Genomic DNA, 26,041 nt, shown 5'->3' with positions numbered 1-26,041 from the left:
GGGAGGAAATACTATGCGCAATCCAGTAATGCCTTTTATTATTATCATGGTTTTTGGTATTGGACTTATGTTTTTACTTTCGTTTAAAGGTTTGGGTGATGCCAAAGATCTTGCTAAGGAAAAAAAGGGCGGCGAAAAGACAGAAGAAAAAGAAAGTGCGTCTGCATCACCTGAGGACATCTATAAGCAAAACTGTATCTCTTGTCATGGTAACGCCTATCAAGGCGGCGTCGGACCTGCTCTAAAAGGAGTTGGCGATCGCCTCTCGGTTGACGAGGTTAAAAACGTGATCACTAATGGACGGGGTGCAATGCCATCAGGTTTAGTCGAAGAACAGAACATTGATGCCATGGCCAAATATATTCATGGACTGAAGTAATTCATGAAACTGACTCAGGAGATCGTTTGAAGGCGACCTTTTTGGGTCAGTTTTTATTTTATTAGGAAAAAGGAAGATTCCAGCTGGAAGGTTCCATTTATCCAGTGATGGAGGGGTGCCCCATTTCTCCTTCCTGTAATTTTTCTATTGAACTTGTTATAATCGAATGGGAAACTAATTAAATGTAAGACATTAATTTGAATTAAGAGAGTTGATAAATATGAATCATGAAAAACTATCGATGAGATTAGAACGTGTTGCCATACATATACCAAAAGGAAGCATCCTTGCAGATATAGGTTCCGACCATGCATACTTACCGTGCTATGCGGTGAGTAACGGCCTGTGTGACAGCGCTATAGCAGGTGAGGTAGTGGAAGGGCCTTATCAGTCAGCCCGCAAGCAAGTGGCTATAACGGGACTTGGGGACAAGATAGAGGTCCGTAAAGGAAACGGGCTTGAAGTATTGAATCCCGATGAAGCGACATGCATTACGATTGCAGGCATGGGAGGGACTTTAATATCAAGTATATTGGAAAGCGGAAAAGGGAAACTCGGCAAGGCGGAAAGGCTTATCCTTCAGCCTAATGTCGGTGCAGCGAATGTTCGCAGTTGGCTAATCGATAACGGCTGGGAACTTAGCGGAGAGGAAATCCTTGAGGAAGATGGAAAAATTTACGAAATCTTAATTGCTGAAAAAGGGGAACCGCTTCGCCCTTATCATGTAAACAGGCAAACAGGTCTCATATTCGGACCATATTTAAGAGAGCAATTCAGTGATATTTTCATAAAAAAATGGCAGCTTGAGAAAAAACATTTGGAAAGAATCATCGAACAATTGGATGAAAGCGGACGAAGCGGACTTGAAACCAAGCGCAATGAATTAATATCCCAAATTTCCGTAATTGAGGAGGTGCTTAAAGGTTGAAGATCGTAAATGGTCACAAAATCATTGAAATGTTTGAACAATTCTCCCCAAAGCAATATGCAATGGAGGGAGATCCAATCGGTTTGCATGTCGGACAGCTCAATAAGCCGGTTACCAAAGTGATGATTGCCCTTGATGTGCTGGAAGAGGTTGTAGACGAAGCGATAGAACATGGGGTGGAATTGATCATCGCCCACCATCCGCTTATTTACCGGCCATTGAAAAAGATCGATACAAGCGCAGCTGGAGGCCGCATCATCGAAAAGCTGATCAAACATGATATCGCTGTTTATGCTGCACATACCAATTTGGATGTCGCTAAGGGCGGAGTGAATGATTTACTTGCCGAAGCGCTACAATTGCAGGATACAGAGGTATTGATTCCAACTTACGAGACAGCTCTAAAGAAATTGGTCGTTTATGTTCCAAAGACCGACGAACAAAAGGTGAGGGAAGCCTTAGGTAAGGCAGGGGCCGGATCAATCGGGAATTACAGCCAGTGTTCGTTTTCGGTGGAAGGTACAGGACGCTTCGTGCCAGGTGAAGGCAGTGAACCGGAAATTGGCTCCCAAGGAAAGCTTGAAGCAGTAGCTGAAATGAGGGTTGAAACGATATTCCCGGAAAATATCGAGAAGAAAGTGCTTTCTGCAATGATTAAAGCCCACCCATATGAGGAAGTTGCGTACGATATTTATAAACTGGAAAATGAAGGGGAGTCACTTGGATTAGGAAAGATAGGCGTGCTTGCTGAAGAAATGACACTTGAACAATTTTCCGAACATGTGAAGCAGAACCTTGATGTTGAAAAGGTGCGCGTCGTTGGAGATTTGCAAAGCCCGATAAAAAAAGTGGCCGTGTTGGGCGGAGACGGCAATAAATACTTTACGACTGCGAAATTCAAGGGTGCGGATGTATATGTTACAGGTGATATGTATTACCATACAGCCCATGACGCTATGATGATTGGTTTGAACATTGTGGACCCAGGCCACAATGTTGAAAAGGTGATGAAAAAAGGCGTTGCACGAATCCTTGAAGAAATGTGTCACGAAAAGAACTACGATGTGGAATTCATTCCATCTCGGGTGAATACGGACCCTTTCCGATTCATTTAAAAGACGAAAAAAGGCAGCCGGGGCGGCTGCCTTTTTTGTGCATGATCATTTTTTCACTTTAATCTTAGGTAAAATTTTATGCAATGGCGTTTTCTTTTCGGTATTCCAGGTCGTTTCTTCATTTGCTTCATATTGCTCTAGAAATGCTATAACTTCCTTTGTGATCGGAGTGGGTGTTGATGCCCCGGAAGTGACGGCAACCGTTTCTGCATCTTTTAGCCATTCAAGGTTCAGCTCGGAAATGTCCGCGATTCGATAAGCTGTCGTGCCGGCAATTTCCTCGGATACTTGTGCAAGGCGGTTTGAATTATTACTCTTGGGATCACCGACGACAATTAAAACATCAGCTTCGCCAGCCTGCTTGGCAACCGCTTCTTGACGTACCTGTGTCGCTAAACAAATTTCCTTATGGACCTCGGCATGCGGGAATTTTTCCTTAACTTTATCCATGATATCCAAAACATCCCATTGGCTCATCGTTGTTTGATTTGTCACAATGATCTTATCACTATTCAATGTCAAGGCTTCGACGTCTTCATCCTTTTGAACGAGGTGAACGACATCGGGAGCAACTCCGACTGCACCCTCTGGTTCTGGATGGCCTTTCTTGCCAATATAAATAATTTGATAGCCTTCCGCTTCTTTTTCCCGTATTAAGTCATGGGTTGCGGTAACATCGGGACAGGTTGCATCTAGCGTGACAAGCCCTTTTTTCTCAGCAATCTTCCTAATCTCAGGGGAAACGCCGTGAGCAGTAAAGATGACGGTTCCGCTGTCGACCTTTTCGATGATATCGTGACGGTTGCTGCCGTCCAACGTGATGATGCCTTCTTCTTCAAACGCATCCGTTACATGTTTGTTATGCACGATCATTCCCAAAATGTAGATGGGGCGTGGCAAGGTTTTATCTAAAGCCGCATTTCGGGCGATGACCATGGCATCGACAACGCCATAACAATAGCCGCGCGGGGAAATTTTAATCACTTTCATCTATGTGTCCTCCTCAAGGCAAAAAACTCTCACTTTTATACCTTTCTATTATATAAGACCATAGATGATATTACAAAACATCCTATTTGCATAAAGCCAGTTCCTGATAAAATTTTTAAAAACGTTAAATATAAAGCTTGGGACCTGATGTCCTTTCCCTTTTGGTTTTGGTACGAACCTGGGAAATGGGTTTATCTTCTTCAGCTTTTGCTTTTTCCTTCGAATCCGTTTTTACCTCATTATTTTTTTGTGCCTTAACATTAGTCACGCTTTCAGCTGGCGCTTTCTTGTCCTCGGTTTCACCGGCTGATGATATGTTCCGGAAAACTTTCCACACGGAAGGCAAGTTTTTAATTACCGGTCCATATTGTTCCACCATAGGGGTGAATTGTTCGGCTGCCTGCAACACCTTTTGCGTGTTGTTGAGCATATTGTTCAGGGAATCGGGGTTTTTTAGTGTTTCTAAGATACCGCCGCCTCCGCTGCTTCTTGAAGAATTTTTGTTAGTGGGAGCAGCTGGTGCAAACAAGTTGGGAGAAGCAGTTCTTTGTTTCGACTTACCGAGTATCTTTGACAATAGCCCTTCTTTCTTTGCTGGCGGCATTTCCTGCCGCTGCGGTGTGGTGAAAGGACCCCGGAAACCTTGAGGCCCTTGAGGTCCCTGTGGTCTGTTTTGTGCCATCGGCCGCCGCATCTGCTGATAAGGGTTGGGGATTTGCGGTGGTTGCCTAAATGGTATTGGCGGCTGTTGCATCCTTCGACCATTTTGTGGCTGAAAACCGGGTCCGGGTTGACGATTTCTGTCTGGGAACATAGGTTTCACCTCCTCTGATTTTATATGCTGGTGTATTCTTCTATATAAATTATGCAGCTCGACAAAAAAGGTTTGAGGAAAGAGTGACTGGGCTGTTGTGAAGTGACCGGAAAGAAGGTAAGATGGTAACGGTAGTCTTTTAGCTCCATGTCTGCGGGGGATACGCTATGACCAGGACAGGGGCTTTTCATTTGCAAGAGTCCATTTTAAGAGAACTAGCCTCAGCGCTTGCGCTTTTTATGAAATCCAGCTTCAGCGCCTAGCTCGCTGTGAAAAAGAGGATTGCCCTCACAAGGCAAAAAAGCGCCTTATGGGACAATCCCTATTTTCTTCACGAGCTACCCAGGCGCTTGCGCTTTTTATGAAATCCAGCTTCAGCGCCTAGCTCGCTGTGAAAAAGAGGATTGCCCTTACAAGGCAAAAAAGCGCCTTATGGGACAATCCCTATTTTCTTCACGAGCTACCCAGGCGCTTGCGCTTTTTATGAAATCCAGCTTCAGCGCCTAGCTCGCTGTGAAAAAGAGGATTGCCCTCACAAGGCAAAAAGCGCCTTATGGGACAATCCCTATTTTCTTCACGAGCTACCCAGGCGCTTGCGCTTTTTATGTAAAATTTATTATAATAACAGGACATGTCTAATGACTGACAGGATAAAGGAGTTTTTTGATGAAACAAAACCAATTTGAACGATTTAATTTGAAAAGCTACATTCTAGATGCAGTTCGTACTTTAGGGTTCGATAAGCCGACGGAAATTCAAGAGCGTGTGCTTCCGTCGCTTTTAAAGGGAAGTAGCTTAATTGGCCAGTCGCAGACAGGTACAGGAAAGACACATTCCTATTTGCTGCCGATTATGAACAGGCTTGATGCTGGTAAGAATGAGGTTCAAGCGATTATTTCCGCACCAACCCGTGAGTTAGCGAACCAAATCTACAAAGAAGCTTTGAAAATTGCTGACCATTTCCCTGAGGATGAGCAGATTCAAGTCCGCTGTTTCATCGGTGGTACTGATAAACAACGAATGATAGATAAATTGAAGACACAGCCACAGTTGGTAATCGGAACGCCAGGCCGGATCAAGGATTTGGTTGAGGCTCAGGCATTACAAGTGTATACAGCAAAAATGCTTGTAGTCGATGAAGCGGACCTTATGCTAGACATGGGATTCCTTGAAGATGTCGATCTGTTTGCATCACGTATGGCTGAAAAAATTCAAATGCTTGTCTTCTCGGCAACCATTCCTGAAAAATTGAAGCCGTTTTTGAATAAATATATGGAAAATCCTAAGTATGTTCAAGTGAATCCGAAGCAGGCGACAGCTGCGAAAATTGAACATGTTCTGGTACCGCTTCGCCACCGTAACAGGGAGCAGTTACTTCATGACATCATTGTTCGCTATAATCCTTATTTGGCGATAGTTTTCACGAACACAAAAAAAATGGCGGATCATGTGGCTAATTCCTTGATTGAAAAAGGGTTGAATGTCGGTCGTATTCATGGGGATTTAACACCTCGTGAGCGTAAAAAAATGATGAAGCAAATCAAAGATTTAGAGTATCAATTCATCGTTGCGACTGATCTGGCTTCCCGTGGAATCGATATTGAAGGTGTAAGCCATATCATTAACTATGAATTGCCATCAGATTTGGATTTTTACATCCATAGGACGGGAAGGACTGCTCGTGCAGGATATTCCGGCATTGCCACTACCATTTATGATACATCCGATGAAGATTCATTGAACCGCCTTGAAAAAATGGGCATAGAATTCCGTGATGCCGATATCCAAAACGGTGATTGGGTTGATATCGACGAACGTAATAAACGGAAAAACCGTAAAAAACAAAAATCTGATATCGATGTTAAAGCGAGCAGGCACGTCAAGAAGCCAACTAAAGTCAAGCCAGGATACAAAAAGAAAATTCAACGCGATGTGGAAAACTTTAAAAAACGCGAACGTCGTATACAGAGAAAGAAATAGGGGAGTAATCAGATGCTGAAGATTGGATCGCATGTTTCAATGAGCGGGAAAAATATGCTTCTTGCTGCGAGTCAAGAAGCGACTTCATATGGCTCCAACACATTCATGATCTATACGGGGGCCCCTCAAAATACAAGACGTAAAAAAATCGAGGATTTAAATATTGAAGCCGGAAGACTGCATATGGAGGAGAATGGAATAAGCGACATCGTAGTCCATGCCCCATATATCATCAATATAGGAAATACCACGAATCCAGCCACATACGAGCTGGGGGTTAACTTCTTACGCAGTGAAATCGATCGGACCGAAGCGATAGGTGCAAGGCAAATCGTACTTCATCCAGGTGCGCATGTTGGTGCAGGCAGTGAATTGGGAATCAAGAGAATCATCGAAGGTTTGAATGAAGTGCTGACAGCCGACGATAAAGTTCAGATTGCCCTTGAAACGATGGCTGGTAAAGGTACTGAATGTGGCCGGTCTTTCGAGGAGCTAGCGATGATCATTGATGGTGTGACCCATAATGAAAAATTATCGGTATGCTTCGATACTTGCCATACTCACGATGCAGGATATAATATCATTGAGGATTTTGATGGTGTGCTGAATGAATTTGATAAATTGGTCGGTATTGACCGCATCAAGGTCCTTCATATAAACGATAGCAAAAACGAACGCGGCATGCGTAAGGACCGCCATGAAAACATTGGCTTCGGTCATATCGGTTTTAAGGCGTTGAATGATATTGTCCACCATCCGCAATTAAGCACTGTTCCAAAAATCCTGGAAACACCTTATGTAGGGGAAGACAAGAAAGACAAAAAGGCCCCTTATAAATTTGAAATTGATATGTTCAAGAATAATCAATTTGAAGAAGATTTACTGGAAAAAATCGGATCTCAGCAATAATCATAATAGAAAGGGACGATTCATCTTTATATCGATGAATCGTCCTTTCATTTTAACATTTAGTTTAAGTATACTCATTCAAAGTCTGTCAGAAAGTAGGCTTAAAAGGTGGAAGTAAGGTTGTTAAAGAGGGATTCTATTTCCCTGGCTGTGCCTGCTCCGGCAACTTTTGTAATTTGACCCAGTACGTTCTGTCTTTGACGTATATCAAAAATGTTGATTTTTTTACCTGCTAGAAGTGCAGTGATATCCTGTGCTTGTTTTTGGGTGAGTGCAACCCCATGCTGCTTAGCAAGGGAAAGCAGTTCATCAGGGCGAATACTGTTGATTTTATGATTGACCATCATTTCAAATAATTTCAAACGATCTCCTCCTTTGTTAAAACATATGAAGGAAGCAGACGTATGTGAACATGAAAGTTTGTTTGATTTACGGGAATTTGGTTCAGCTAACGTTTTTTGATGGTTCAGGGCGGATGGACACTTGTTCAGGGGACCGGATTCTTTACATCTGGACTTCTTTGATTTATACTAACGATTGTTAATCGTAATGATTCTTAAAAAAAAGGTGATCTCTTTGGATAATGTAGTAAACCCCATAATTAAATTAGAAGATATATCTTACAAATATACAAAAGATCTAGTGCTGGAACATGTTTCGCTTGAAATTCCTAGAGGGGCCTTCTTAGCTATCGTTGGGCCGAATGGATCCGGTAAGTCAACCCTTTTGAAATTGCTGCTTGGTCTGTTCAAGCTCCAAAAGGGAAAAATTGAAATATTCGGGGAAGACATAAGACGCTTTAAAGATTGGCAAAAGGTAGGGTTCGTTTCCCAAAAGGCGAACTCCTTCAACTCAGGATTCCCTGCCACTGTATTTGAAGTGGTTCAAAGCGGTTTGACCAAAAAAATCGGTTTATTCAAGTTTGCAGTCAAAGAGGATAAGCAAAAGGTGAAGAAAGCTTTGGAATCCGTGGACATGCTTGAATATCAGAACCGCAATATCGGAGAATTGTCCGGAGGGCAGCAGCAGAGGGTATTCATTGCCCGTTCACTGGTCAGCGAGCCGGAATTGATGATATTGGATGAGCCCACGGTTGGCGTTGATTCAAAGAACGTCCACCAATTTTATGAAATGCTTGAGATGCTGAATAAAAAATTAGGAATAACACTGATTTTAGTAACCCATGATGTTGGTACTGTGACGGATAAAGTCACACATGTCGCCTGCTTAAATAAAAAACTTCATTTTCACGGGGATGCCTGTGAATATAATGAGTTGAATGAAAGCGAGCTTTCATCCATTTATGGACATGGGGTCCAATTATTAAATCATAATCATTAATATGTTTTGGAGGATAGCCCAATGATATCGGGGATATTGCAATTTGAATTTTTGCAGAACGCATTCTTGACCGGAATCATCATCGGAGCGATTGCGCCATTAGTGGGCGTTTTTGTCGTGGTAAGGCGGATGTCGATGATTTCCGATGCTCTCAGTCATGTAGCGCTTGCTGGTATAGCGTTTAGTTTATTGCTTCAGAAGAGCTTTCTATCTCTAGCAGGATTGAATCCACTTTATATAGGAATGGCGTTTTCTGTAGGTGGTTCATTATTCATTGAAAAATTAAGAGGGGTGTACAAGCATTACCAAGAGCTTGCAATCCCGATCATAATGTCCGGCGGCATGGGTCTTAGTGTCATTTTCATATCCATTGCAAATGGTTTCAATACGGATTTATATGGTTATTTATTCGGCAGTGTCAGCGCCGTCAGCCGGGCTGACTTATATGTCATATTGGCAGTGGGGATAGTCGTTGCATTAATGCTCACCCTATTGTATAAAGAATTATTTTTGTTATCATTTGATGAAGAGCATGCAAAAGCGTCGGGAATACCTTATAAAGCGATTCATTTTATTTTTATTGTCATGGTCGCATTGGTCATTGCCGCTTCCATGAAAATCATTGGCATATTACTGGTTTCTTCGCTCATGACGCTCCCGGTAGCAGCCAGTCTCCGTTTCGCTAAGGGCTTTAAGCAGATGATTGTTTTTTCGGTAATATTCGGTGAAGTATCCGTCATAGGCGGATTATTTTTATCATACAACCTTGATCTCGCTCCTGGTGGGACCATTGTAATAATAGCTGTGCTAATTCTCATCTTGTCAATTTTGTTTGATAAGTGGAAAAATCGATAGATGGGGTGATGTTTTTTGAACGTAACTACTGCCATGCAATTATTAAAAGATAAAGGTTTTAAACATACAGGAAAGAGGGAAGAAATGCTTCAGCTTTTTTCTTCCAGCGATAAATATTTAACGGCAAAAGATGTATTGGAGAATATGAAAAAAGACTATCCAGGGTTAAGCTTTGATACGATTTACCGGAATCTTTCCTTATTTGTCGAATTAGGCATCTTTGAAGCGACGGAGTTGGAAGGGGAAAAGCATTTTCGATTTACATGCGGCCATTCTTCCCATCATCACCACTTTATCTGTTTGAATTGTGGAAAAACGAAAGAAATCGAATTGTGTCCGATGCAGGAACTTCAGGAAAGCTTGAAGGACTACGATGTTTCAGGACATAAATTTGAAATATACGGACGATGTCCTGCATGCAGTGCTTCTTAGAAACATAAAAACCATTGACACTCGGTCAATGGTTTTTTCTTGTTTCACTTTATAGTTGCCGGTTGCCCTGACATCCAATTATTCACCCAGACAAAAGCTTCTTGCCAATTGTTGACCCGGATCACCCTTTCAGGCACAGGATCTTGGTTGTAAGGAGTATTAAATAAAATCACGGGTATTTTACACTCTTCCGAAATGGCCACTGCATTATCGTGCTTGTCCTCTAAAAAGAGATCGACTTCAAATTTCTTGGCTGCAGCAACTTTATCGTGTGATCCTACAAGCTCGATATGATCATATAGGACTTCGTTGCTCGTGAACCAATTCTTCGTTATATCCAATAAACGGTTGCTCCGGGCACTGATGAAATATAAGTTAGCCTGTTCTGTCCATTTTTCCAATACATCCTTTGCTCCCTCAGCCAATAAAGATTCGGAATAGATGATTGGCTCGGTTTCAATGAACCATTTCGTGAAATCTTCTTTTGGAACATTAACGAATGGGTATAAGTCATACTCCGTTATGTCTTCATATGCTAAATTCAGCTGAAAAGCATTATTTAAAAAAGGGACCATGGAATCAGGTCTCGTAACAGTTCCATCTATATCGATGCCAAATCGTTTTTTCATGATGAATCTCTCCTCATATTCAATACTTGTAATAGTGTAACATATACCAAGATAGCTTTGGTAAAAACCCGTATTTATTTCCAAGACATGAAACCATTTCACGATGGATTCCATCACTTTTTACATACACTATAAATGCTCCATAAACGAAAGTGAGGGATTCACTAATGGAAAAAGATCAATACTCCAGTATTGACGATGAGATGCAATTGACTAAAAAGGGCAGTGAACCATCCGTTGTTGTGGATGATCAGCATCATGAGCGATATTATAATGAAGATACACCTGCAGATGACAGACGGTATGAAAGTCGTGGGACCATTACCAATAATATGGATAACCAGTATAATGAAGAAACGTCTGCAGAAATTTCAACACCACCGCGAATCAGGGAATATAAGAATAATGAGTCAACTAAGGCTGATGATTCTGGGAAAGTTGCTTCAAGAGGACAGGCTATTGGTGTCATAGCTTTGATCATCTCCATTTTATCGTTATTCATGATGCCGTTCATTTTAGGGGTTGTGGGTATAATTGTAGGGATAGTGGCCAGAAGCAGGGGATCAAACTTGGGTACTTGGGCCATAGTAATAGGTGCAATCTCCATCATCGTTGGCATATTCATCCTGCCATTCTTTTAACAATTTGAAACCCTTTGATGTCATTTCTTAAAATGCATCAAAGGGTTTTCAATGAAAAAAAATCCCGATAATAAAAATCGGGATTTTTTTTTATTTATTTAGTAAAGCGGCAGCAGCAGCTTCGGCCCTTTGTTTTTCATAGTACTCTTCAGCGATTTTGTCAATTTCCTTTTTCAGTTCCTCGACCATCGTCTCTTCAGGCACTTTACGTACAATCTGACCTTTTCTAAACAGCAAACCTTCACCACGAGCCCCAGCTATGCCGATATCAGCCTCACGGGCTTCCCCAGGACCGTTTACCGCACAACCAAGCACTGATACCTTGATAGGTGCTTTGACCGTCTGAATGTACTCTTCAACCTCATTGGCGATAGAGATTAAATCAATCTCGATCCGACCGCAAGTAGGGCAGGAAATTAATGTGGCCATGTTAGAAGCAAGGCCAAATACTTTTAGGAGCTCCCTTGCCACCTTCACCTCTTCCACAGGATCGGCACTTAAGGAAACACGCATCGTGCTTCCAATACCTTGACTTAGGATGGCACCTAGTCCGGCAGCACTTTTTACGGTTCCTGAGAACAGTGTACCTGATTCCGTGATTCCCAGATGTAGAGGGTAATCGAATGCTTTAGAAGCTTTTTCATATGCTTCGATGGCTAAATTCACATCAGAAGCCTTCATGGAAACGATGATGTCATGGAAATCGTGATCTTCCAGGATCTTGATATGGTGTAATGCACTTTCAACCATTCCATCGGCAGTGGGGTATCCGTATTTATCGAGGATCTTCTTCTCGAGAGAACCAGCATTTACCCCGATGCGGATTGGAATTCCTTTAGCCTTCGCAGCTTTCACGACAGCTTCTACCTTTTCACGGCGTCCGATGTTACCAGGGTTTATCCTGATTTTATCCGCTCCGCCTTCAATTGCCTTAAGAGCGAGCTTATAATCGAAATGAATATCGACTACAAGTGGGATGTTTATCCGTTTTTTTATCTCGGGGATTGCATCAGCTGCCCTTTCATCCGGACAGGCGACACGTACGATTTGACATCCCGCCTCTTCAAGACGAAGGATCTCTGCAACTGTTGCTTCAACATCATGTGTTTTTGTAGTTGTCATGCTTTGTACTATAACTTCATTATTGCCGCCAATCGTTAAGTTTCCGACTTTAATTGGCCGCGTCTTGGTGCGATGTATGATTTCACTCAAGTGGAATTCTCTCCTTTAGGAAAAAATCAGTTTTGATTTTTAATTTGTTTCTCTGAAATATTGTATCAATGTACATACCGCTTGACAAGGAAATAGGTCGCATTATCTTTTTTCAACAAGGAAAATTACCCATTACTGGATAAATTCGATGCCTAGAAATCCCTTTAATGGTGCTTGGGAGTGCGCAGATCCCCATTTTGAGGTTATTTATAAACGGGAATCTTATATGTTTTGCCAATCTGCATATTTTCGGGCTTCAATCCTTCATTCAAACTTTGAAAGTCAGAAATGATCGTTTCGATGGGCTGATTAGATCCGACTTTTTCCGTTTCAATGATGGAGAGTAAGGTATCCCCGGGTTTCATTGTGATTTCTTTATAAGCGGCAGATGGTGCGGATGCAGGCTTACTGGCCGGGACGGTCGGTTGGCCTGTAGTGGCCGGTGGATGGGAAGGCGGCAGGGTACCCGTAGTCAAATCGAAATAAATAATAAATAAAGTGAAACAAAATGAGATAAAAAGCAGTAGCCGTTTCAATTTTCCATCCTCCCAAGCTTGTCTTTATTTCATTTATACTTGTAAGAATCTAAAAATATGCCTAAAAATGGGCAGTTTTTCAAATGGAATGTGGGAGGGTCAGTCCATTTTTCTTTTTCAGTTGATTAAAATCCTTATTATTTGAATGAATGTTTGTTTCCTTTGGAGTCAGACCAATTTCTCTAGCCTTCATTATGAGTAACAGCCCTTGTACATCAATATGACTCTCCTTCACGTCTATCACCTCTTAAATACTATTTCAACATTAAGTATAAGAATGACTTGGTGAGTATTTTGTCGAATTAAGAAGATATGAAAAAATATGACTGTAGTCATATGAGGGAAGGCATGAAGAAACTGCAAAAGCAAAAAGATCCGGAACAGAACAGATGGGTTCCGGGTCTTTTTGCTTTTTAAGGTCAATCTGCGATTTTATTAGCAGCTGTTTCTTTAATGGATAAATATAACATGATCAATGTCACAAACCAGCTAATGATTGAAGCGAATGGAACCGTTGCTTTAAAAGCATCCATGATGGTAAAGAATATGGTGGCAAGTGTAATGCTATATGCACCAATTCTCCATAGATGCCTATAGGAAAGCGAACGGCCAAGGGCATTTTTGAAAAGAAGTCCAAAAGCGGCAAGGATTGTCACTTTAATGAAGATTCCGCTAGCAGTAAACAGGTATAATATAAGTAGTAGCAATGGAAGGATGATCGGTAGCACAGATTCAACTGACTCAAGCCAAGTGGATATTTCCTGATTATCTCCTTCCAGAAGTGAATATGGAGTGGATTGCACGTTGCCGCCAGATACGAACACCAGATCAGACTTTAAAAGGGCGACAGCCTCATCAGCTTTTGCAGCTACTTCTTCCGGGGTCAAGGTCCCCGTACCATCTACAAAAATTTGATATCCGTTTTTATTCAGGCTAAATGGTTCACCTTCTTCAGTCGTCAACGTGCCATTTTTGATTTCAAATGCAGGTAAGTCTTCAGATACTGTTTCATTCATGGCATCTATCCCGTCAACTACCATTGTACCGAAATAAAAAGCTGAAGGGAGAAAGGCAATGAGACTTATAAAGAATACGAATAATATCGTTTTCCCGATACCTTGGCTTTGAAAGGAAGCGATATCTTTAGGAGAATATATGCTTACCCATAGTTGTTTGAATATGTTCAATGTTTTCAGCACCTAACTATATAAGATTCCTAACCAATTTTAACTATTTGGGAAAAATAAAACAACCTGTTTTCTGCTTCAATGGTTTCAACCATTATTAAAGAGGCAATTATGGAGTGATAGAGGCAAAAATAATAAATGAAATGAGAAAGGGCGTTTTTAGTTATGGATACACTATTTTGGATAATAATTATCCTCATGTTCATAATGGGCTTTGTCGGTCTGATTTTTCCGATCATCCCAAGTGTTTTATTCATATTCGGCGGAATATTGTTATATGGACTATTTTATTCCTTTGAACCATTTGGCTGGTTTTTTTGGACTGTCCAAATTTTATTCGTCATCCTTTTATTCGCAGCTGATTATATAGCAAACATGGTTGGGGTCAAAAGATATGGCGGCACGAAAGCGGGGGTTTGGGGCAGTACGATTGGGCTTCTGGTCGGACCATTCGTGATTCCGTTCGTCGGAATTCTAATAGGCCCATTCATCGGGGCATTCTTGGCGGAAATCCTAGTCCATAAAAAAGACCCGGTTACTGCTTCTAAAATCGGCCTTGGTTCCGTTGTAGGTTTTATAAGCAGCGTAATCACCAAAGGCATCATTCAACTTCTGATGATAGGATATTTTATATTCGTGGTATTCTCATAGGAAATAAAATCGAAAAATGAAAAATTGAGGCATAAGGTTTGAAACGGTTACAAAAATTTGATACTCTATTGCTAGCGAGTTTCAGGTATCTTTCCAGAACTGAAGCCCTCAAAAAAACAGCTTACATAGGGAGGAATTTTATAATGGCTTTTGAACTTCCACAATTACCGTATGCATATGATGCATTAGAACCACACATCGACAAAGAAACAATGAACATTCACCACACTAAACATCACAACACATATGTGACAAACCTGAACAATGCCCTAGAAGGCAACCAAGAACTTCTAAGCAAAAGCGTTGAAGAAATTGTCGCTAACCTTGACGCAGTACCTGAAGCTGTACGTACAGCAGTACGCAACAATGGTGGCGGACATGCTAACCACACATTATTCTGGGAAATCCTTTCACCTAACGGCGGCGGACAACCAACTGGTGAATTAGCAGATGCTATCACTTCTAAATTCGGCAGCTTTGACAGCTTTAAAGAAGAGTTCGCTAAAGCGGCTACTACTCGTTTTGGATCTGGCTGGGCTTGGCTTGCTGTCAACAACGGCGAATTGGAAGTAACAAGTACACCGAACCAAGACAATCCATTATCAGAAGGTAAAACTCCACTTCTTGGATTGGACGTTTGGGAACATGCTTACTACCTAAACTATCAAAACCGTCGTCCTGAATACATCAATTCTTTCTGGAATGTTGTAAACTGGGATGAAGTTGCAAAACGTTACAGCGCTGCAAAATAATTAGTAAGAAAAAGACAGGAACTCCTTTACAGGAAATCCTGTCTTTTTTTGTTTATATATAGATGGCAGTATCTATAAGGTATCAAGTGTAAGTGCAACTACTTCTCTGTCTTCGCCATCCTGTCTCGCCAATCGAAGAGTTTTCTTTACTTTTTTTTACATAAATACCCTTGTTTTTTCAAACACTAGAGTGGAATTTAAAGGAGAGTTAAAACAATGGGTATTTTAGAGAGATGGTTGGGTGAAACGGGGGGGAAGAAGGATCTGCACCTCCTTTTGTTTATTGGCGGTCTGTACAGCCTTAGCATTGCTTTATCCAATACATTCGTTAATGTGTACTTGTGGAAACAATCCGGTCAAATTGTTGATATTGCCGTATATAATCTAACCGTGGTGCTTTTTCAACCGCTTACCTTTGTCTTTGCTGGCAGGCTGGCGAAAAAAGTGGATCGAATCATTGTTTTGCGTCTAGGTGTTATCTTTTTGGCCCTATTTTATTTAACTGTCCTTTTGGTCGGCACACGGGCAACGGATTTCCTTTGGCTGCTCGGTGCACTGTTAGGAATGGGCTATGGGTTTTATTGGCTAGCGTATAATGTATTGACGTTTGAAATTACTGAACCGGAAACTAGAGATTTCTTCAATGGTTTTTTAGGGATTTTATCATCCCTTGGGGGGATGGTGGGTCCTATTCTTTCAGGGTTCATCATTTCAAGGCTTGAAAAATTCACGGGATATTCCATTGTATTCGGCTTGTCTTTGTTATTGTTTTCCGTTGCGGTATTTCTTAGTTTTTCGTTGAAAAGACGTCCAGCACATGGGAAATATTTTTTTCTTCGGATATTGCAAGAACGTAAAAAAAATCGTAATTGGCTCTTGATCACTCGCGCACATTTTTTTCAAGGGATACGAGAGGGCACATTCATGTTCATCATTTCAATCACCGTTTTCATTCAGACGGGTAGTGAACTTGCCTTAGGGAGCTATGGTCTGTTAAATTCAGCCATATCATTCGTTGCGTATTTTTTTGCTTCTCGATATATAAAACAGCCGATGCGAAAGAAAGCGATTCTTATTGGAGGAATCCTGTTGTATGCAGGAGTCTTATTGATTGCAATTGATATCACATTTGGAAAGCTTCTCATTTATGGGGCGATTGTTGCTACCGCTTATCCTATTCTTTTGGTCCCATATATATCATTGACTTATGACATTATAGGCCGCGCTTGGAAAGCAGCGGAAATGAGGATTGAATATATCGTAGTCCGGGAACTGTTCGTACATTTTGGAAGGATTGTATCCATATCAGGATTCATTCTTTCGGTCATGTTTTTCGACCTAAAGCAAATACTCCCGATTTATCTGTTAATCGTCGGGGCAGGGCATACCGTGATATATTGGTTTGTACGGAAAATCGATATCAATGACCAAGTTTAGAAAAGAGGCCTTAGAGGCCTCTTTTAAATTTCGATGCCTTGCGTTTTTGTATGTTATGAGCCGTAAGTCACTTTTTGTCGAAAATTCGTTAGATGTTTAATATTTCTAGAACACTAAGGTAGAAAAAAATATAAATGTTCTATAGAATAGTAAAGGACTATTATGACTATGTAAAAAGGATGTGTGGCTTAGTGTGAATAAAAAGAAAAAGAAAAAGACGCATGTGCCTTTCAGATTGAATATTCTTTTCTTTTTAGTGTTTGTTTTGTTTTCCGCTCTCATTTTACGCTTGGGTGTTGTACAGATTGTTTATGGTGATGATTACCGGCGTGAGATTGAAAAAACAGAGGAAGTGACCGTGAATAATTCGGTGCCCCGTGGAAAAATGTATGACCGGAATTTAAAACTGATGGTCGACAACCAACCACTGGATGCAATTACATATACACGAAAGCAAGGTACGAAACAAACAGAAATGGTGGAAACGGCTGAGAAACTCGCGAAGTTGATCGAAAAAGATACGAATAAAGTAACTGAGCGTGATAAAAAGGATTTTTGGATTTTAAATCATCCAAAGTTGGCCGCCAAAAAAATTACTGATAAAGAGAGAAAAAAGGTCGAACAGGGCGAGCTGGAAGAGAGTGATTTGTATAAGCTTCAGCTCAAAAGGATTACGGAGGAAGAAGCAAAGCTTTCGAAAAAGGATATGGAAACCCTTGCCATATACAGGGAATTTGCTAGCGGATATGCGCTTACTCCACAGATTGTGAAAAACAAAAAAGTGACGAAGGAAGAATTCGCCAGAGTGAGCGAAAACCTTGATTCGCTTCCTGGGGTCGATATATCAACGGATTGGGATCGTTTTTATACGTATAATAAAACCCTTAAATCTGTATTGGGTAAAGTTTCTTCGTCTGAAGAAGGATTGCCTAGTGAAAGTCTGGACTATTACCTGGCACGTGATTACAGCCGGAATGACCGTGTAGGAAAGAGCTATATCGAGCAGCAATATGAAGATATCCTCCAAGGGCAGAAAGCAAAAGTAAGGAATGTGACCGATAAATCAGGAAATATAGTCGATTCAGAAGTGATTACTGAAGGCCAGCGCGGAAAAGATCTTATATTGACAATCGATATGGATTTACAGCTAGCAACAGAGAAAATCATTGAAAAGCAATTGATTGCCAAGAAGAAATTGGGTAACACCAAATTCTTGGATAGGGCCTTTGTCGTCATGATGGATCCCAATACAGGAGAAGTTTTAACGATGGCTGGTAAGAAATATGAGAAGGATCCGAAAACAGGGAGATCTTCCATAGAGGACTTTGCATTAGGAAATATCACGACTTCCTATACGATGGGTTCTTCCGTAAAAGGTGCAACTGTTTTAACTGGTTATCAGCAAGGTGCCATCCAGCCAGGTACATACTTTTATGATACAAAACTTAAGATCAAGGGAACAAAAGCAAAAGGATCATATAGTAACTTCGGGAACATTAATGATTTGACTGCCTTAAAGGTATCCTCGAACGTTTATATGTTCAGAACGGCGATTAATATTGCCGGTGCACATTATGTTCCGAATGAGCCATTGAATATTAGTTCAAGCGCCTTTTCAACCATACGGAATTCATTTGCCCAGTTTGGCTTGGGTACACGTACTGGGATTGATTTGCCGAATGAAATGAGCGGATTCAAAGGTTCCGAAACATCTCCTGGTAAGCTGCTTGACCTCGCAATCGGACAGTATGATACGTACACACCAATGCAGCTTGTGCAATATGTTTCAACCATTGCGAATGGTGGAAATCGCATGAAGCCGCATATGGTTAAGGAAATTCGCGAACCGGTTGATGATAACGAAGAATTGGGTCCTGTCGATGAAGAAATTTCACCGACAGTCATGAATCGTCTGGATATGAAGGAAGATTGGATAAAGCGTGTGCAGAGCGGTTTCGAGAAAGTAACGATGGAACAAGGCGGAACAGCCTATACGTATTTTGGTAAGAAACCATATACGGTAGCGGCTAAAACTGGAACGGCGCAAGCGTTCTATGATGGTCCGAACCGAACGGATTATAGCGAGCCTCAAGATACGATGAATATCACACTCGTCGGATATGCACCTGCTAAAAATCCGGAGGTTGCTTTTGCTGTCGTTGTTCCGTGGGCATATCAAGGACATACGGGCCACAGCATGAGCAAAGAAATAGGTGAAGAAATCATGGATACTTATTTCAAACTGAAAAAAGAACGGGCTAAAAAGGAAAATACTGAAACCTCGACTGATTTGAAAGTGGAGAATGGTAAAGACGTTCAAAAAGACCAGGCTGAAGTTAGAAAAAGCCAGGAAAATGAATAAAAAGGCTAAAAACACGTTTTTGGGTAAAACCGAAAGCGTGTTTTTTTTTGCATTTTAAGAACGGGATCGGCACAGTTCCTCCATCTTTACAATAAGCACACAATTATTTACTGAATATTTACATTTGCTTCAAATGGGGTTCACAGTCTAAAAGTATGATGTGTTTGTAGGACAAAATATTCATATAAAATTCTTAGGGGGATTTACAAATGAGACGTTTCAAGGGTATGGCAATGACTGTAATGATGGGTGGAGTAATTGCAGTTGCGGCGGGTTGTGGATCCGATGATACTAAGACAAGCAGCAGTGAAGGAAAAGGATCAGGCAAACTGCAGGGAGAAGTGATAACGGATGGTTCCTCAACGGTCTTTCCAATCATGGAGGCAGTTGCAGAAGAATATATGGCTACACAACCTGATGTAAAAGTATCAGTTGGATCATCAGGAACAGGCGGAGGATTTAAGAAATTCATCGCTGGTGAGACGGATTTAAGCAATGCATCCCGCCCTGTCAAGAAAGAAGAAAGTACGATGCTTGATGAAAAGGGAGTTAAATATACAGAGTTGAAATTGGCATTTGACGGGATTTCAATCGTCGCCAATAAAGATAATGATTTCATCGATTCACTAACAGTTGAAGAACTCCAAAAACTGTGGGTTGATAATGGCAAGGTGAAGAAATGGTCTGATATACGTCCCGAATGGCCGAATGAAGAAATAAAATTCTACTCTCCGGGAACAGATTCAGGCACATATGATTATTTCAATGAAGTGATCCTTAACGAAAAACCAATGGTGGAAAATGCTACGCTTTCAGAAGATGATAATGTTCTTGTACAGGGTGTAGAAGGTGATAAAAATGCGATTGGGTTCTTCGGTTATGCCTACTATGCAGAAAATAAAGATAAGTTAAAGATCGTTTCCATCGACAACGGCAAAGGTGCTGTTGAGCCAACACATGAAACAATTAAAAGTGGGGAGTATGCCCCATTGTCACGTCCGCTATACACATATGTAGCTAATAAGTCGGTAGCTGAAAAAGAACAAGTGGCAGATTATACTCAATTCGTCATTGAAAATGCTGGAGAGCTTGCTGAAGAAGTGGGTTATATCAGCCTACCGGAAGAAGAGTACAAGAAAGATCTTGATAAATTGAAAGAACTTGAAAAATAATCGATATTACAGGCTACTGAAATCCCGTCTTGACTCGTTTAAGGCGGGGGTAACAGCTTGTAAATCCAAATATTGCGTGTCTGAAATGGAGGATGCAAGTTGGAACTGAGAAAAACAGAAAGCTATTCTGTACAGCAAATGATCCTGGAAAAGAAAAGGAAGAAAAAAATAAATATAGAAAAAATCATACCTAAACTATTGTTCTTTACTGCGGCAATTTCTGTTTTTACTACAATCGGGATTATCCTGACGCTTATATTTGAGACATTCATCTTCTTTGACAGAGTTTCCATCGTCGAATTTTTTACAGAGGCTAAATGGCTGCCATTTGCATCCACCCCTTCGTATGGGATTATGCCCCTTGTCGTTGGAACATTGAAGATAACAGTGATAGCAGCGGTGGTTGCAGTTCCAGTAGGGCTTGCAACAGCCATTTTCTTGAGTGAATATGCATCAGAGAATACGCGGAGAATCATCAAGCCGATTTTAGAAGTTTTAGCTGGGATTCCTACTATCGTTTACGGCTTCTTTGCCTTAACTTTTGTAACACCGGTTTTGCGGGATTTATTTCCTTCCCTTGATATGTTCAATGCCTTAAGTCCTGGGATCGTTGTAGGTATCATGATCATGCCGATGATAGCCTCTTTGTCGGAAGATGCCCTTGTATCAGTGCCAAAGTCGATTCGCGAAGGTGCATATGCTTTAGGGGCAACGAAACTTGAAACGACAATTAAAGTGGTATTGCCAGCAGCCATTTCAGGAATTGTGGCATCCATCGTTCTTGCTCTATCCAGAGCGATAGGGGAGACCATGATTGTGAGTGTTGCAGGTGGCTCGACTCCAAATATGAGCATGGATGTCACTTCATCGATCCAAACGATGACCGCCTATATCGTACAGGTCAGTTCGGGGGATGCAGGGTATGGGACAACGATTTACTACAGCATATATGCGGTTGGAATGACACTGTTCGTCTTTACGCTTGTCATGAATTTACTGGCGCAGTTCATCTCTCGCAAGTTCAGGGAGGAATATTAAGACATGAAACTGATTAACAAAAGTCATGTTGCAAAAAAAATGCCCGTTAGGCTGGCTGTTAACACGATTTGTAAAGGATTATTCTTCTTGGCAACATTGGTTGGCCTCATTGTATTGGCCATCTTATTTTATCGGATATTCACTCAAGGAATTGGTCATCTGAATGGGGATTTCCTTCAGAATTTCGCTTCCAGGAAACCAGAGGACGCTGGTATAAAAGCAGCTCTAATCGGTTCAATATGGTTGATGGTAGTCGTGGCTCCAGTTTCCCTGCTGCTTGGTGTCGGAACGGCGATTTATTTAGAGGAATATGCCAGAAAGAATTGGATCACCACTTTTATCAAAGTGAATATTTCCAATCTGGCAGGTGTCCCGTCAATTGTATTTGGACTGCTGGGCCTAACGGTTTTCGTCCGGGCGCTAGCCTTGGACCGGTCCATATTGGCAGCAGGCTTGACCATGAGTCTTCTCGTTCTCCCGGTCATCATAGTAGCTGCCCAAGAGGCCATACGTGCCGTACCTCGTGATTTAAGGGAAGCTTCATTTGGAATGGGTGCAACAAAGTGGCAGACAATATTGAAAGTGGTCCTTCCGGCTGCTATACCTGGCATTTTAACTGGTGGAATACTTGCCTTGTCGCGGGCAATCGGTGAAACGGCGCCATTGGTGGTGGTTGGCATACCGATGTTCATCGCCTTTTTGCCTCAAACGGTCATGGATACATTTACAGTGCTGCCAATGCAAATCTATAATTGGACATCTCGTCCACAGGAGGAATTCCAGCAGGTTGCTGCAGCGGGAATCATCGTTTTGCTCTTCCTGTTAATTTTCATGAATTCAATAGCGGTTTTAATTAGGAATAAATTCCAGAAAAGATATTGATGGGAGGAAGGAAGCATGAATATGACCTTAACGAGAGAAAAAAAGTCACCGGCAATCGGGATCGAAAATGTCGAGTCCGGTGTCTTGACGGAAAAGGTGTATGAAACGTCCAATCTCAATTTATGGTACGGTGAAAACCATGCTTTGAAAAATATTAATCTTGATATGCATCAAAATGAAGTGACTGCCATCATCGGGCCTTCAGGATGTGGGAAATCCACCTACATCAAAACATTGAACCGAATGATTGAACTGGTTCCGGATGTTAAAACGACAGGTCAGATTAAATATAGGAACAGGAATATCCTCGATCAGTCCTATAAGGTGGAAGATTTAAGGACACAGGTGGGGATGGTCTTTCAAAAGCCTAATCCCTTTCCTAAATCAATTTATGAAAATGTTGTATACGGACCAAGGATCCATGGGATCAAAAATAAAAAAATCCTTGATGAAATCGTTGAAAAAAGTTTAAAAGGTGCAGCGATTTGGAATGAAGTGAAAGACCGCCTTCATGAAAATGCATATGGACTTTCAGGTGGACAGCAACAGCGACTTTGTATCGCCAGATGTTTGGCAATCGAGCCGGATGTCATTTTAATGGATGAACCGACTTCTGCTCTTGATCCGATTTCCACTTTGAAAATAGAAGAATTGGTCCAAGAAATGAAAAAGGAATTCAGCATCATAATCGTTACCCATAACATGCAGCAGGCAGCACGTATCTCTGATAGAACAGCCTTCTTTTTAAATGGAGAAGTCATCGAATACTCTGATACCAATACCATCTTCTCTAATCCGAATGATAAAAGAACAGAAGATTACATTACCGGACGCTTCGGTTAAAGAGAAAGGGAGATGCGATAATGATCGTTCGTGAAAATTTCGAGCTTCAATTGAAAGAGTTACAAGGGAAAATCGTGGAACTGGCCAATTTAGCTTCCGGCGCCATTTCAAAATCATTTACCGCACTGGAAAACAAGAATGTTGAAGAGGCTCTTGAAGTTATTGATGATGATACAAAAGCTGATTTGCTGGAAGAGGAAATTAATGACTTTGCTATTTTACTGATTGCTAAGCAACAGCCAGTTGCGATTGATTTACGGCGTATCATCGCTGCCATAAAAATAGCTTCAGATATTGAACGGATGGCGGACTTTGGGGTCAATATCGCTAAATCGGCCATCCGAATCGGTGACCAGCCATTTATTCTGCCTTTAACACCTTTAAAGCAGATGCATGATATTACCCTAAAGATGATTGAACTTTCGATAGAAGCATTTGAGAAGGAAGATGTTGTACTTTCAAGAGAAATCATTGAAATGGATGATGAGGTCGATCGCTTTTATGGAGAGATGATTCGAGGTCTCCTTCGGCTTTCAGATGAAAAAAACATTCAGCAGATCACACAGCTTTCCTTAATTGCCCGATATTTAGAAAGAACGGCTGATCATACAACGAATATCGCAGAGAATATTTATTTCCTAGTAAGAGGGAGATATGTCAGCAGGAATGAATGAACCCAATCCTAATTGAAATAAAGAGAGGCTTTTTCTCGGACATCGTCCATTTAAAAGTCTCTCTTATTCATTAATGTGTCAAAGTGTGGGCCAATTGTCTATATGTCATATTATTCGTAACCACAAACTCGCCGATTTGAATTTTTTTTGCGAAATCATGTTCATTCATATAAGCTTCAAATCCAGCAGCATCATCGATGACCTTTTCCTTTGAAAGCCTATTGGCAATTTCGCTTGTGGTCATATTCGCTTTCACTTCCATCGTATAGGAGACGATGGAGTAATCTTTTTTTGAAGCTTCTTTCTCCTTTATTTCTTTATCCGCATCCTTTGACTGATAGACAGTTCTTTTAGCTTCCTCGATAGGAAGTGAAACGACAAATCCCTCATTCTCTAGCAATTCCTTAGCTTCCTCCGTAGTCGGAGTGGTACCATCGATTATTCCGGTACCGTAATAAAAGCCTGTAAAGATTGTTGTTGTAAGGATGATACCGGCGGAAAGGCCTTGCAGTCTTGCTTTATTCATCTTTATTCACCCGCAATCTTTGTTGCTTGATCACTGAGATGGTTTGTTCCTTTGTTAAAGAGGATTGTTTTGCGATTTGGTCCAAAGAAAGACCTTGGCTATATAAGGATAGAACCTGGCTTTTTAGAATTTCATGAATGGGTTCGATATCATTGGAAGTGAAAGGTGATTTAGTCTTTAAAGGAGGAATCGGGTCATCCTGGATAATGAATTCCTCTTCAAGAATTTTCACTTTCTTCTTTAATTGGTAGATATCCTGCATATAGGTTATCGTCATCTGTTCTAAATCTTCTTCTAATTTGGCAACTTTATCTTTACTGATAAAGGAAATGATAAGAATGATGATCGCTAATGAAAAAAGAAGGATTATAAGGATTTCCATGTTACACCTCAGAAGATAATTTTCGACATATACTTATATCTTACACATATTTTTAAAAAATTGGAGATTTTTATATCTTGGATATGGCAATAAACTACATTAATTGTCTGTTTGGTTTCAAATTATTGTCGAAAAGCCTCATGACTATCGATGAAGAAAAAAATTCAGGCATGAAAACGGGAAAAAAACCTTTAAAAGATAACTTACATAAAATTCGACAAAAAGTGTTTATTGTCCATCAGCCAATTCAGTGCTAACATAAAGATAGAATAAAAAGAAAAGACGAAATATTATGAATAGTTAAAAACCAGCGAACCTATAAGATAAGAAAATGGTGTGCAGATTCTAAGTGGAAAGTTTCACTGTCAGCGCCTAATGATAAGTTATATAAGGATAAAAAAGGGGAAGGGATGATTATATGAATTCGCTATTCGCATATATGCCGCAGGATAACCAGGATCTATATCGTAAGGGATTAAAGGCTGGGTTATGGATGGATGAGAGTTTTGATTGGTATCCTGAGGAAGACATGATGAGTCATCCTAATGGAGAGATCCGGACACTTTCGCAAACTTATACCCAGGGTCAGGTGACCTTTTCGAAGTTCACGATTAGGAATACTTCATTTGAGACTAAGCGTCCTAAAGTGTTTTTTCACTATGAAAACGCTTTCGAAAGACAGGCGGTGGCTTTTTACAGCCCGAATGAAAGGGCGATTTTACATGTAGCACCTCAATCGATTGCCTTACTGGGTGGATTGGTGAAAGGGAAAAGCATCTCTCAATATTGCATCCAAGGTAAGGGAAGCCTTTATCAAGAGGGATGCTTCAAATCACTGAAAGAAGGGCTCCTGGCTTATTCACCGCTTGCCAAAGGGGAAGTTACCAGCGTGTTTACATTAGAGACGGAAATCTTACCTAAGGAATGTATAGAAGCTGTGGCTTGGGTCATTCATGCTGAAACGAAAGAAGAAGCGAAAGTCATAAATAATCAGCTTCTTCTGACGATGCAAAACGTGAACAATTAAAATTAAAAAAAGTTAATGTTGGTTTTCCCAAAAAACATACTAGCAATTCGCATTGAATAATGATATTATAGAAAAGTCCTATGTGAAAAAGTCAATATGTTTGGAGGGAAATACACAATGCGCGTAAATATTACATTAGCTTGCACTGAATGTGGAGACCGTAACTATATTTCTAAAAAAAATAAACGTAACAATCCAGACCGTCTTGAGCTTAAAAAATACTGCTCAAGAGAAAAACGCAGCACGACTCACCGTGAAACAAAGTAAGCAACAGGATTTTTCCTGTTGTTTTTTTTTTGCATTTTTTTAATACCTTCTTTCTATCTTTCCTTTAGGGTCCGTTGCCC

At 40.9% G+C, this 26,041-nt stretch carries 30 protein-coding genes; 20 read left to right on the top strand and 10 right to left on the bottom strand.

From position 1 onward, the window contains the following. Positions 1–13: 13 nt before the first annotated feature. The 3 genes from cccA (at position 14) to UP17_RS16625 (ending at position 2,422) form a co-directional block, all read left to right on the top strand. The gene (gene cccA / locus UP17_RS16635; protein WP_061464090.1) at positions 14–379 is read left to right on the top strand and encodes a cytochrome c550; all 366 of its coding nucleotides are present in this window, start codon (positions 14–16) and stop codon (positions 377–379) included. A gap of 220 nt (positions 380–599) precedes the next feature. Beyond that, positions 600–1,307 (top strand): tRNA (adenine(22)-N(1))-methyltransferase, encoded by a 708-nt coding sequence (locus tag UP17_RS16630; RefSeq protein ID WP_061464089.1) that lies wholly within the window; start codon positions 600–602, stop codon positions 1,305–1,307. Further along, positions 1,304–2,422, top strand: coding sequence for a Nif3-like dinuclear metal center hexameric protein (locus UP17_RS16625; RefSeq protein WP_061464088.1), 1,119 nt, complete (start codon positions 1,304–1,306; stop codon positions 2,420–2,422). Before UP17_RS16630 ends, UP17_RS16625 begins: the two co-directional genes overlap by 4 nt. A gap of 45 nt (positions 2,423–2,467) precedes the next feature. Here the strand turns inward: UP17_RS16625 and UP17_RS16620 are convergent, their stop codons facing one another. Next, positions 2,468–3,412: a 4-hydroxy-3-methylbut-2-enyl diphosphate reductase gene (locus UP17_RS16620; RefSeq protein WP_061464087.1), complete on the bottom strand. Its 945-nt coding sequence runs from the start codon at positions 3,410–3,412 to the stop codon at positions 2,468–2,470. 124 nt (positions 3,413–3,536) lie between these two features. Further along, positions 3,537–4,226, bottom strand: coding sequence for a VrrA/YqfQ family protein (gene vrrA / locus UP17_RS16615; RefSeq protein WP_061464086.1), 690 nt, complete (start codon positions 4,224–4,226; stop codon positions 3,537–3,539). A 666-nt stretch (positions 4,227–4,892) separates the two neighbouring features. Here vrrA and UP17_RS16610 point away from each other — a divergent pair. Further along, positions 4,893–6,206 (top strand): DEAD/DEAH box helicase, encoded by a 1,314-nt coding sequence (locus UP17_RS16610; RefSeq protein WP_061464085.1) that lies wholly within the window; start codon positions 4,893–4,895, stop codon positions 6,204–6,206. Positions 6,207–6,218: 12 nt separating this feature from the next. Next, the gene (locus UP17_RS16605; RefSeq protein WP_061464084.1) at positions 6,219–7,115 is read left to right on the top strand and encodes a deoxyribonuclease IV; all 897 of its coding nucleotides are present in this window, start codon (positions 6,219–6,221) and stop codon (positions 7,113–7,115) included. 101 nt (positions 7,116–7,216) lie between these two features. Here the strand turns inward: UP17_RS16605 and UP17_RS16600 are convergent, their stop codons facing one another. After that, on the bottom strand, positions 7,217–7,477 hold the full coding sequence (locus UP17_RS16600; RefSeq protein ID WP_061464083.1) for a DUF2624 family protein: 261 nt from the start codon (positions 7,475–7,477) through the stop codon (positions 7,217–7,219). A gap of 214 nt (positions 7,478–7,691) precedes the next feature. Between UP17_RS16600 and UP17_RS16595 the strand changes: the two genes are divergently transcribed. Genes UP17_RS16595 through UP17_RS16585 form a run of 3 tightly spaced genes read left to right on the top strand, consistent with a single transcriptional unit; the run spans position 7,692 to position 9,743 of the window. Further along, complete coding sequence (locus UP17_RS16595; protein WP_250211687.1) at positions 7,692–8,456, top strand: metal ABC transporter ATP-binding protein; 765 nt, start codon at positions 7,692–7,694, stop codon at positions 8,454–8,456. Between the two features lie 21 nt (positions 8,457–8,477). Next, the gene (locus UP17_RS16590) at positions 8,478–9,311 is read left to right on the top strand and encodes a metal ABC transporter permease (RefSeq protein ID WP_061464081.1); all 834 of its coding nucleotides are present in this window, start codon (positions 8,478–8,480) and stop codon (positions 9,309–9,311) included. 15 nt (positions 9,312–9,326) lie between these two features. Next, the gene (locus UP17_RS16585; protein ID WP_061464080.1) at positions 9,327–9,743 is read left to right on the top strand and encodes a Fur family transcriptional regulator; all 417 of its coding nucleotides are present in this window, start codon (positions 9,327–9,329) and stop codon (positions 9,741–9,743) included. A 44-nt stretch (positions 9,744–9,787) separates the two neighbouring features. Here UP17_RS16585 and UP17_RS16580 read toward each other — a convergent pair whose 3' ends face one another. Continuing rightward, entirely contained in the window at positions 9,788–10,372 is a 585-nt protein-coding gene (locus UP17_RS16580) for a 5' nucleotidase, NT5C type (protein WP_061464079.1), read from the bottom strand. A gap of 167 nt (positions 10,373–10,539) precedes the next feature. Between UP17_RS16580 and UP17_RS28495 the strand changes: the two genes are divergently transcribed. After that, the gene (locus UP17_RS28495) at positions 10,540–11,013 is read left to right on the top strand and encodes a DUF308 domain-containing protein (protein ID WP_061464078.1); all 474 of its coding nucleotides are present in this window, start codon (positions 10,540–10,542) and stop codon (positions 11,011–11,013) included. A 90-nt stretch (positions 11,014–11,103) separates the two neighbouring features. Here the strand turns inward: UP17_RS28495 and ispG are convergent, their stop codons facing one another. The 4 genes from ispG to UP17_RS16560 form a co-directional block, all read right to left on the bottom strand. Beyond that, a complete protein-coding gene (gene ispG / locus UP17_RS16570) occupies positions 11,104–12,216 on the bottom strand; it encodes a flavodoxin-dependent (E)-4-hydroxy-3-methylbut-2-enyl-diphosphate synthase (RefSeq protein WP_185147838.1) in 1,113 nt (370 codons plus the stop codon). 212 nt (positions 12,217–12,428) lie between these two features. Further along, the gene (locus UP17_RS16565) at positions 12,429–12,761 is read right to left on the bottom strand and encodes a LysM domain-containing protein (RefSeq protein WP_061464076.1); all 333 of its coding nucleotides are present in this window, start codon (positions 12,759–12,761) and stop codon (positions 12,429–12,431) included. Positions 12,762–12,840: 79 nt separating this feature from the next. After that, positions 12,841–12,996, bottom strand: coding sequence for a hypothetical protein (locus UP17_RS27750; protein ID WP_155727346.1), 156 nt, complete (start codon positions 12,994–12,996; stop codon positions 12,841–12,843). A gap of 184 nt (positions 12,997–13,180) precedes the next feature. Next, complete coding sequence (locus UP17_RS16560; RefSeq protein WP_061464075.1) at positions 13,181–13,948, bottom strand: DUF1189 domain-containing protein; 768 nt, start codon at positions 13,946–13,948, stop codon at positions 13,181–13,183. A gap of 165 nt (positions 13,949–14,113) precedes the next feature. Here UP17_RS16560 and UP17_RS16555 point away from each other — a divergent pair, with 165 nt between their 5' ends. The 9 genes from UP17_RS16555 to phoU all read left to right on the top strand — a co-directional run bounded on the left by UP17_RS16555 (position 14,114) and on the right by phoU (position 23,759). After that, entirely contained in the window at positions 14,114–14,599 is a 486-nt protein-coding gene (locus UP17_RS16555; RefSeq protein ID WP_061464074.1) for a DUF456 domain-containing protein, read from the top strand. Between the two features lie 143 nt (positions 14,600–14,742). Then, complete coding sequence (gene sodA, locus UP17_RS16550; protein WP_034308436.1) at positions 14,743–15,351, top strand: superoxide dismutase SodA; 609 nt, start codon at positions 14,743–14,745, stop codon at positions 15,349–15,351. 216 nt (positions 15,352–15,567) lie between these two features. Continuing rightward, positions 15,568–16,788, top strand: coding sequence for an MFS transporter (locus tag UP17_RS16545; RefSeq protein WP_061464073.1), 1,221 nt, complete (start codon positions 15,568–15,570; stop codon positions 16,786–16,788). Positions 16,789–16,981: 193 nt separating this feature from the next. Next, the gene (locus UP17_RS16540; protein WP_061464072.1) at positions 16,982–19,150 is read left to right on the top strand and encodes a peptidoglycan D,D-transpeptidase FtsI family protein; all 2,169 of its coding nucleotides are present in this window, start codon (positions 16,982–16,984) and stop codon (positions 19,148–19,150) included. A 209-nt stretch (positions 19,151–19,359) separates the two neighbouring features. After that, positions 19,360–20,322, top strand: coding sequence for a PstS family phosphate ABC transporter substrate-binding protein (locus UP17_RS16535; protein WP_061464071.1), 963 nt, complete (start codon positions 19,360–19,362; stop codon positions 20,320–20,322). A gap of 138 nt (positions 20,323–20,460) precedes the next feature. Then, on the top strand, positions 20,461–21,360 hold the full coding sequence (gene pstC, locus UP17_RS16530; RefSeq protein ID WP_061466147.1) for a phosphate ABC transporter permease subunit PstC: 900 nt from the start codon (positions 20,461–20,463) through the stop codon (positions 21,358–21,360). A 3-nt stretch (positions 21,361–21,363) separates the two neighbouring features. After that, positions 21,364–22,242: a phosphate ABC transporter permease PstA gene (gene pstA / locus UP17_RS16525; RefSeq protein WP_061464070.1), complete on the top strand. Its 879-nt coding sequence runs from the start codon at positions 21,364–21,366 to the stop codon at positions 22,240–22,242. 15 nt (positions 22,243–22,257) lie between these two features. Continuing rightward, a complete protein-coding gene (gene pstB, locus UP17_RS16520) occupies positions 22,258–23,085 on the top strand; it encodes a phosphate ABC transporter ATP-binding protein PstB (RefSeq protein WP_061464069.1) in 828 nt (275 codons plus the stop codon). A gap of 20 nt (positions 23,086–23,105) precedes the next feature. After that, on the top strand, positions 23,106–23,759 hold the full coding sequence (gene phoU, locus UP17_RS16515) for a phosphate signaling complex protein PhoU (protein ID WP_061464068.1): 654 nt from the start codon (positions 23,106–23,108) through the stop codon (positions 23,757–23,759). 70 nt (positions 23,760–23,829) lie between these two features. Here phoU and UP17_RS16510 read toward each other — a convergent pair whose 3' ends face one another. Then, positions 23,830–24,285 carry an endolytic transglycosylase MltG gene (locus UP17_RS16510; RefSeq protein WP_061464067.1) on the bottom strand — a complete coding sequence of 152 codons (456 nt, stop codon included), beginning with the start codon at positions 24,283–24,285 and terminating at the stop codon, positions 23,830–23,832. Next, positions 24,278–24,667 (bottom strand): hypothetical protein, encoded by a 390-nt coding sequence (locus UP17_RS16505; RefSeq protein ID WP_061464066.1) that lies wholly within the window; start codon positions 24,665–24,667, stop codon positions 24,278–24,280. The genes UP17_RS16510 and UP17_RS16505 overlap by 8 nt, the downstream gene beginning before the upstream one ends. Before the next feature lie 418 nt (positions 24,668–25,085). On the opposite strand from UP17_RS16505, the gene UP17_RS16495 reads away from it, so the two are divergent. After that, a complete protein-coding gene (locus UP17_RS16495; protein WP_061464064.1) occupies positions 25,086–25,694 on the top strand; it encodes a hypothetical protein in 609 nt (202 codons plus the stop codon). Positions 25,695–25,811: 117 nt separating this feature from the next. Then, the gene (gene rpmG / locus UP17_RS26780; RefSeq protein ID WP_028391797.1) at positions 25,812–25,961 is read left to right on the top strand and encodes a 50S ribosomal protein L33; all 150 of its coding nucleotides are present in this window, start codon (positions 25,812–25,814) and stop codon (positions 25,959–25,961) included. Positions 25,962–26,041 lie beyond the last annotated feature (80 nt).

It is taken from the genome of Peribacillus simplex (assembly GCF_001578185.1).
Lineage (GTDB): Bacteria > Bacillota > Bacilli > Bacillales > DSM-1321 > Peribacillus > Peribacillus simplex_A.
The sequence above is the reverse complement of the archived record's forward strand: the minus strand, read 5'-3'. Positions and strand labels throughout refer to the sequence as shown.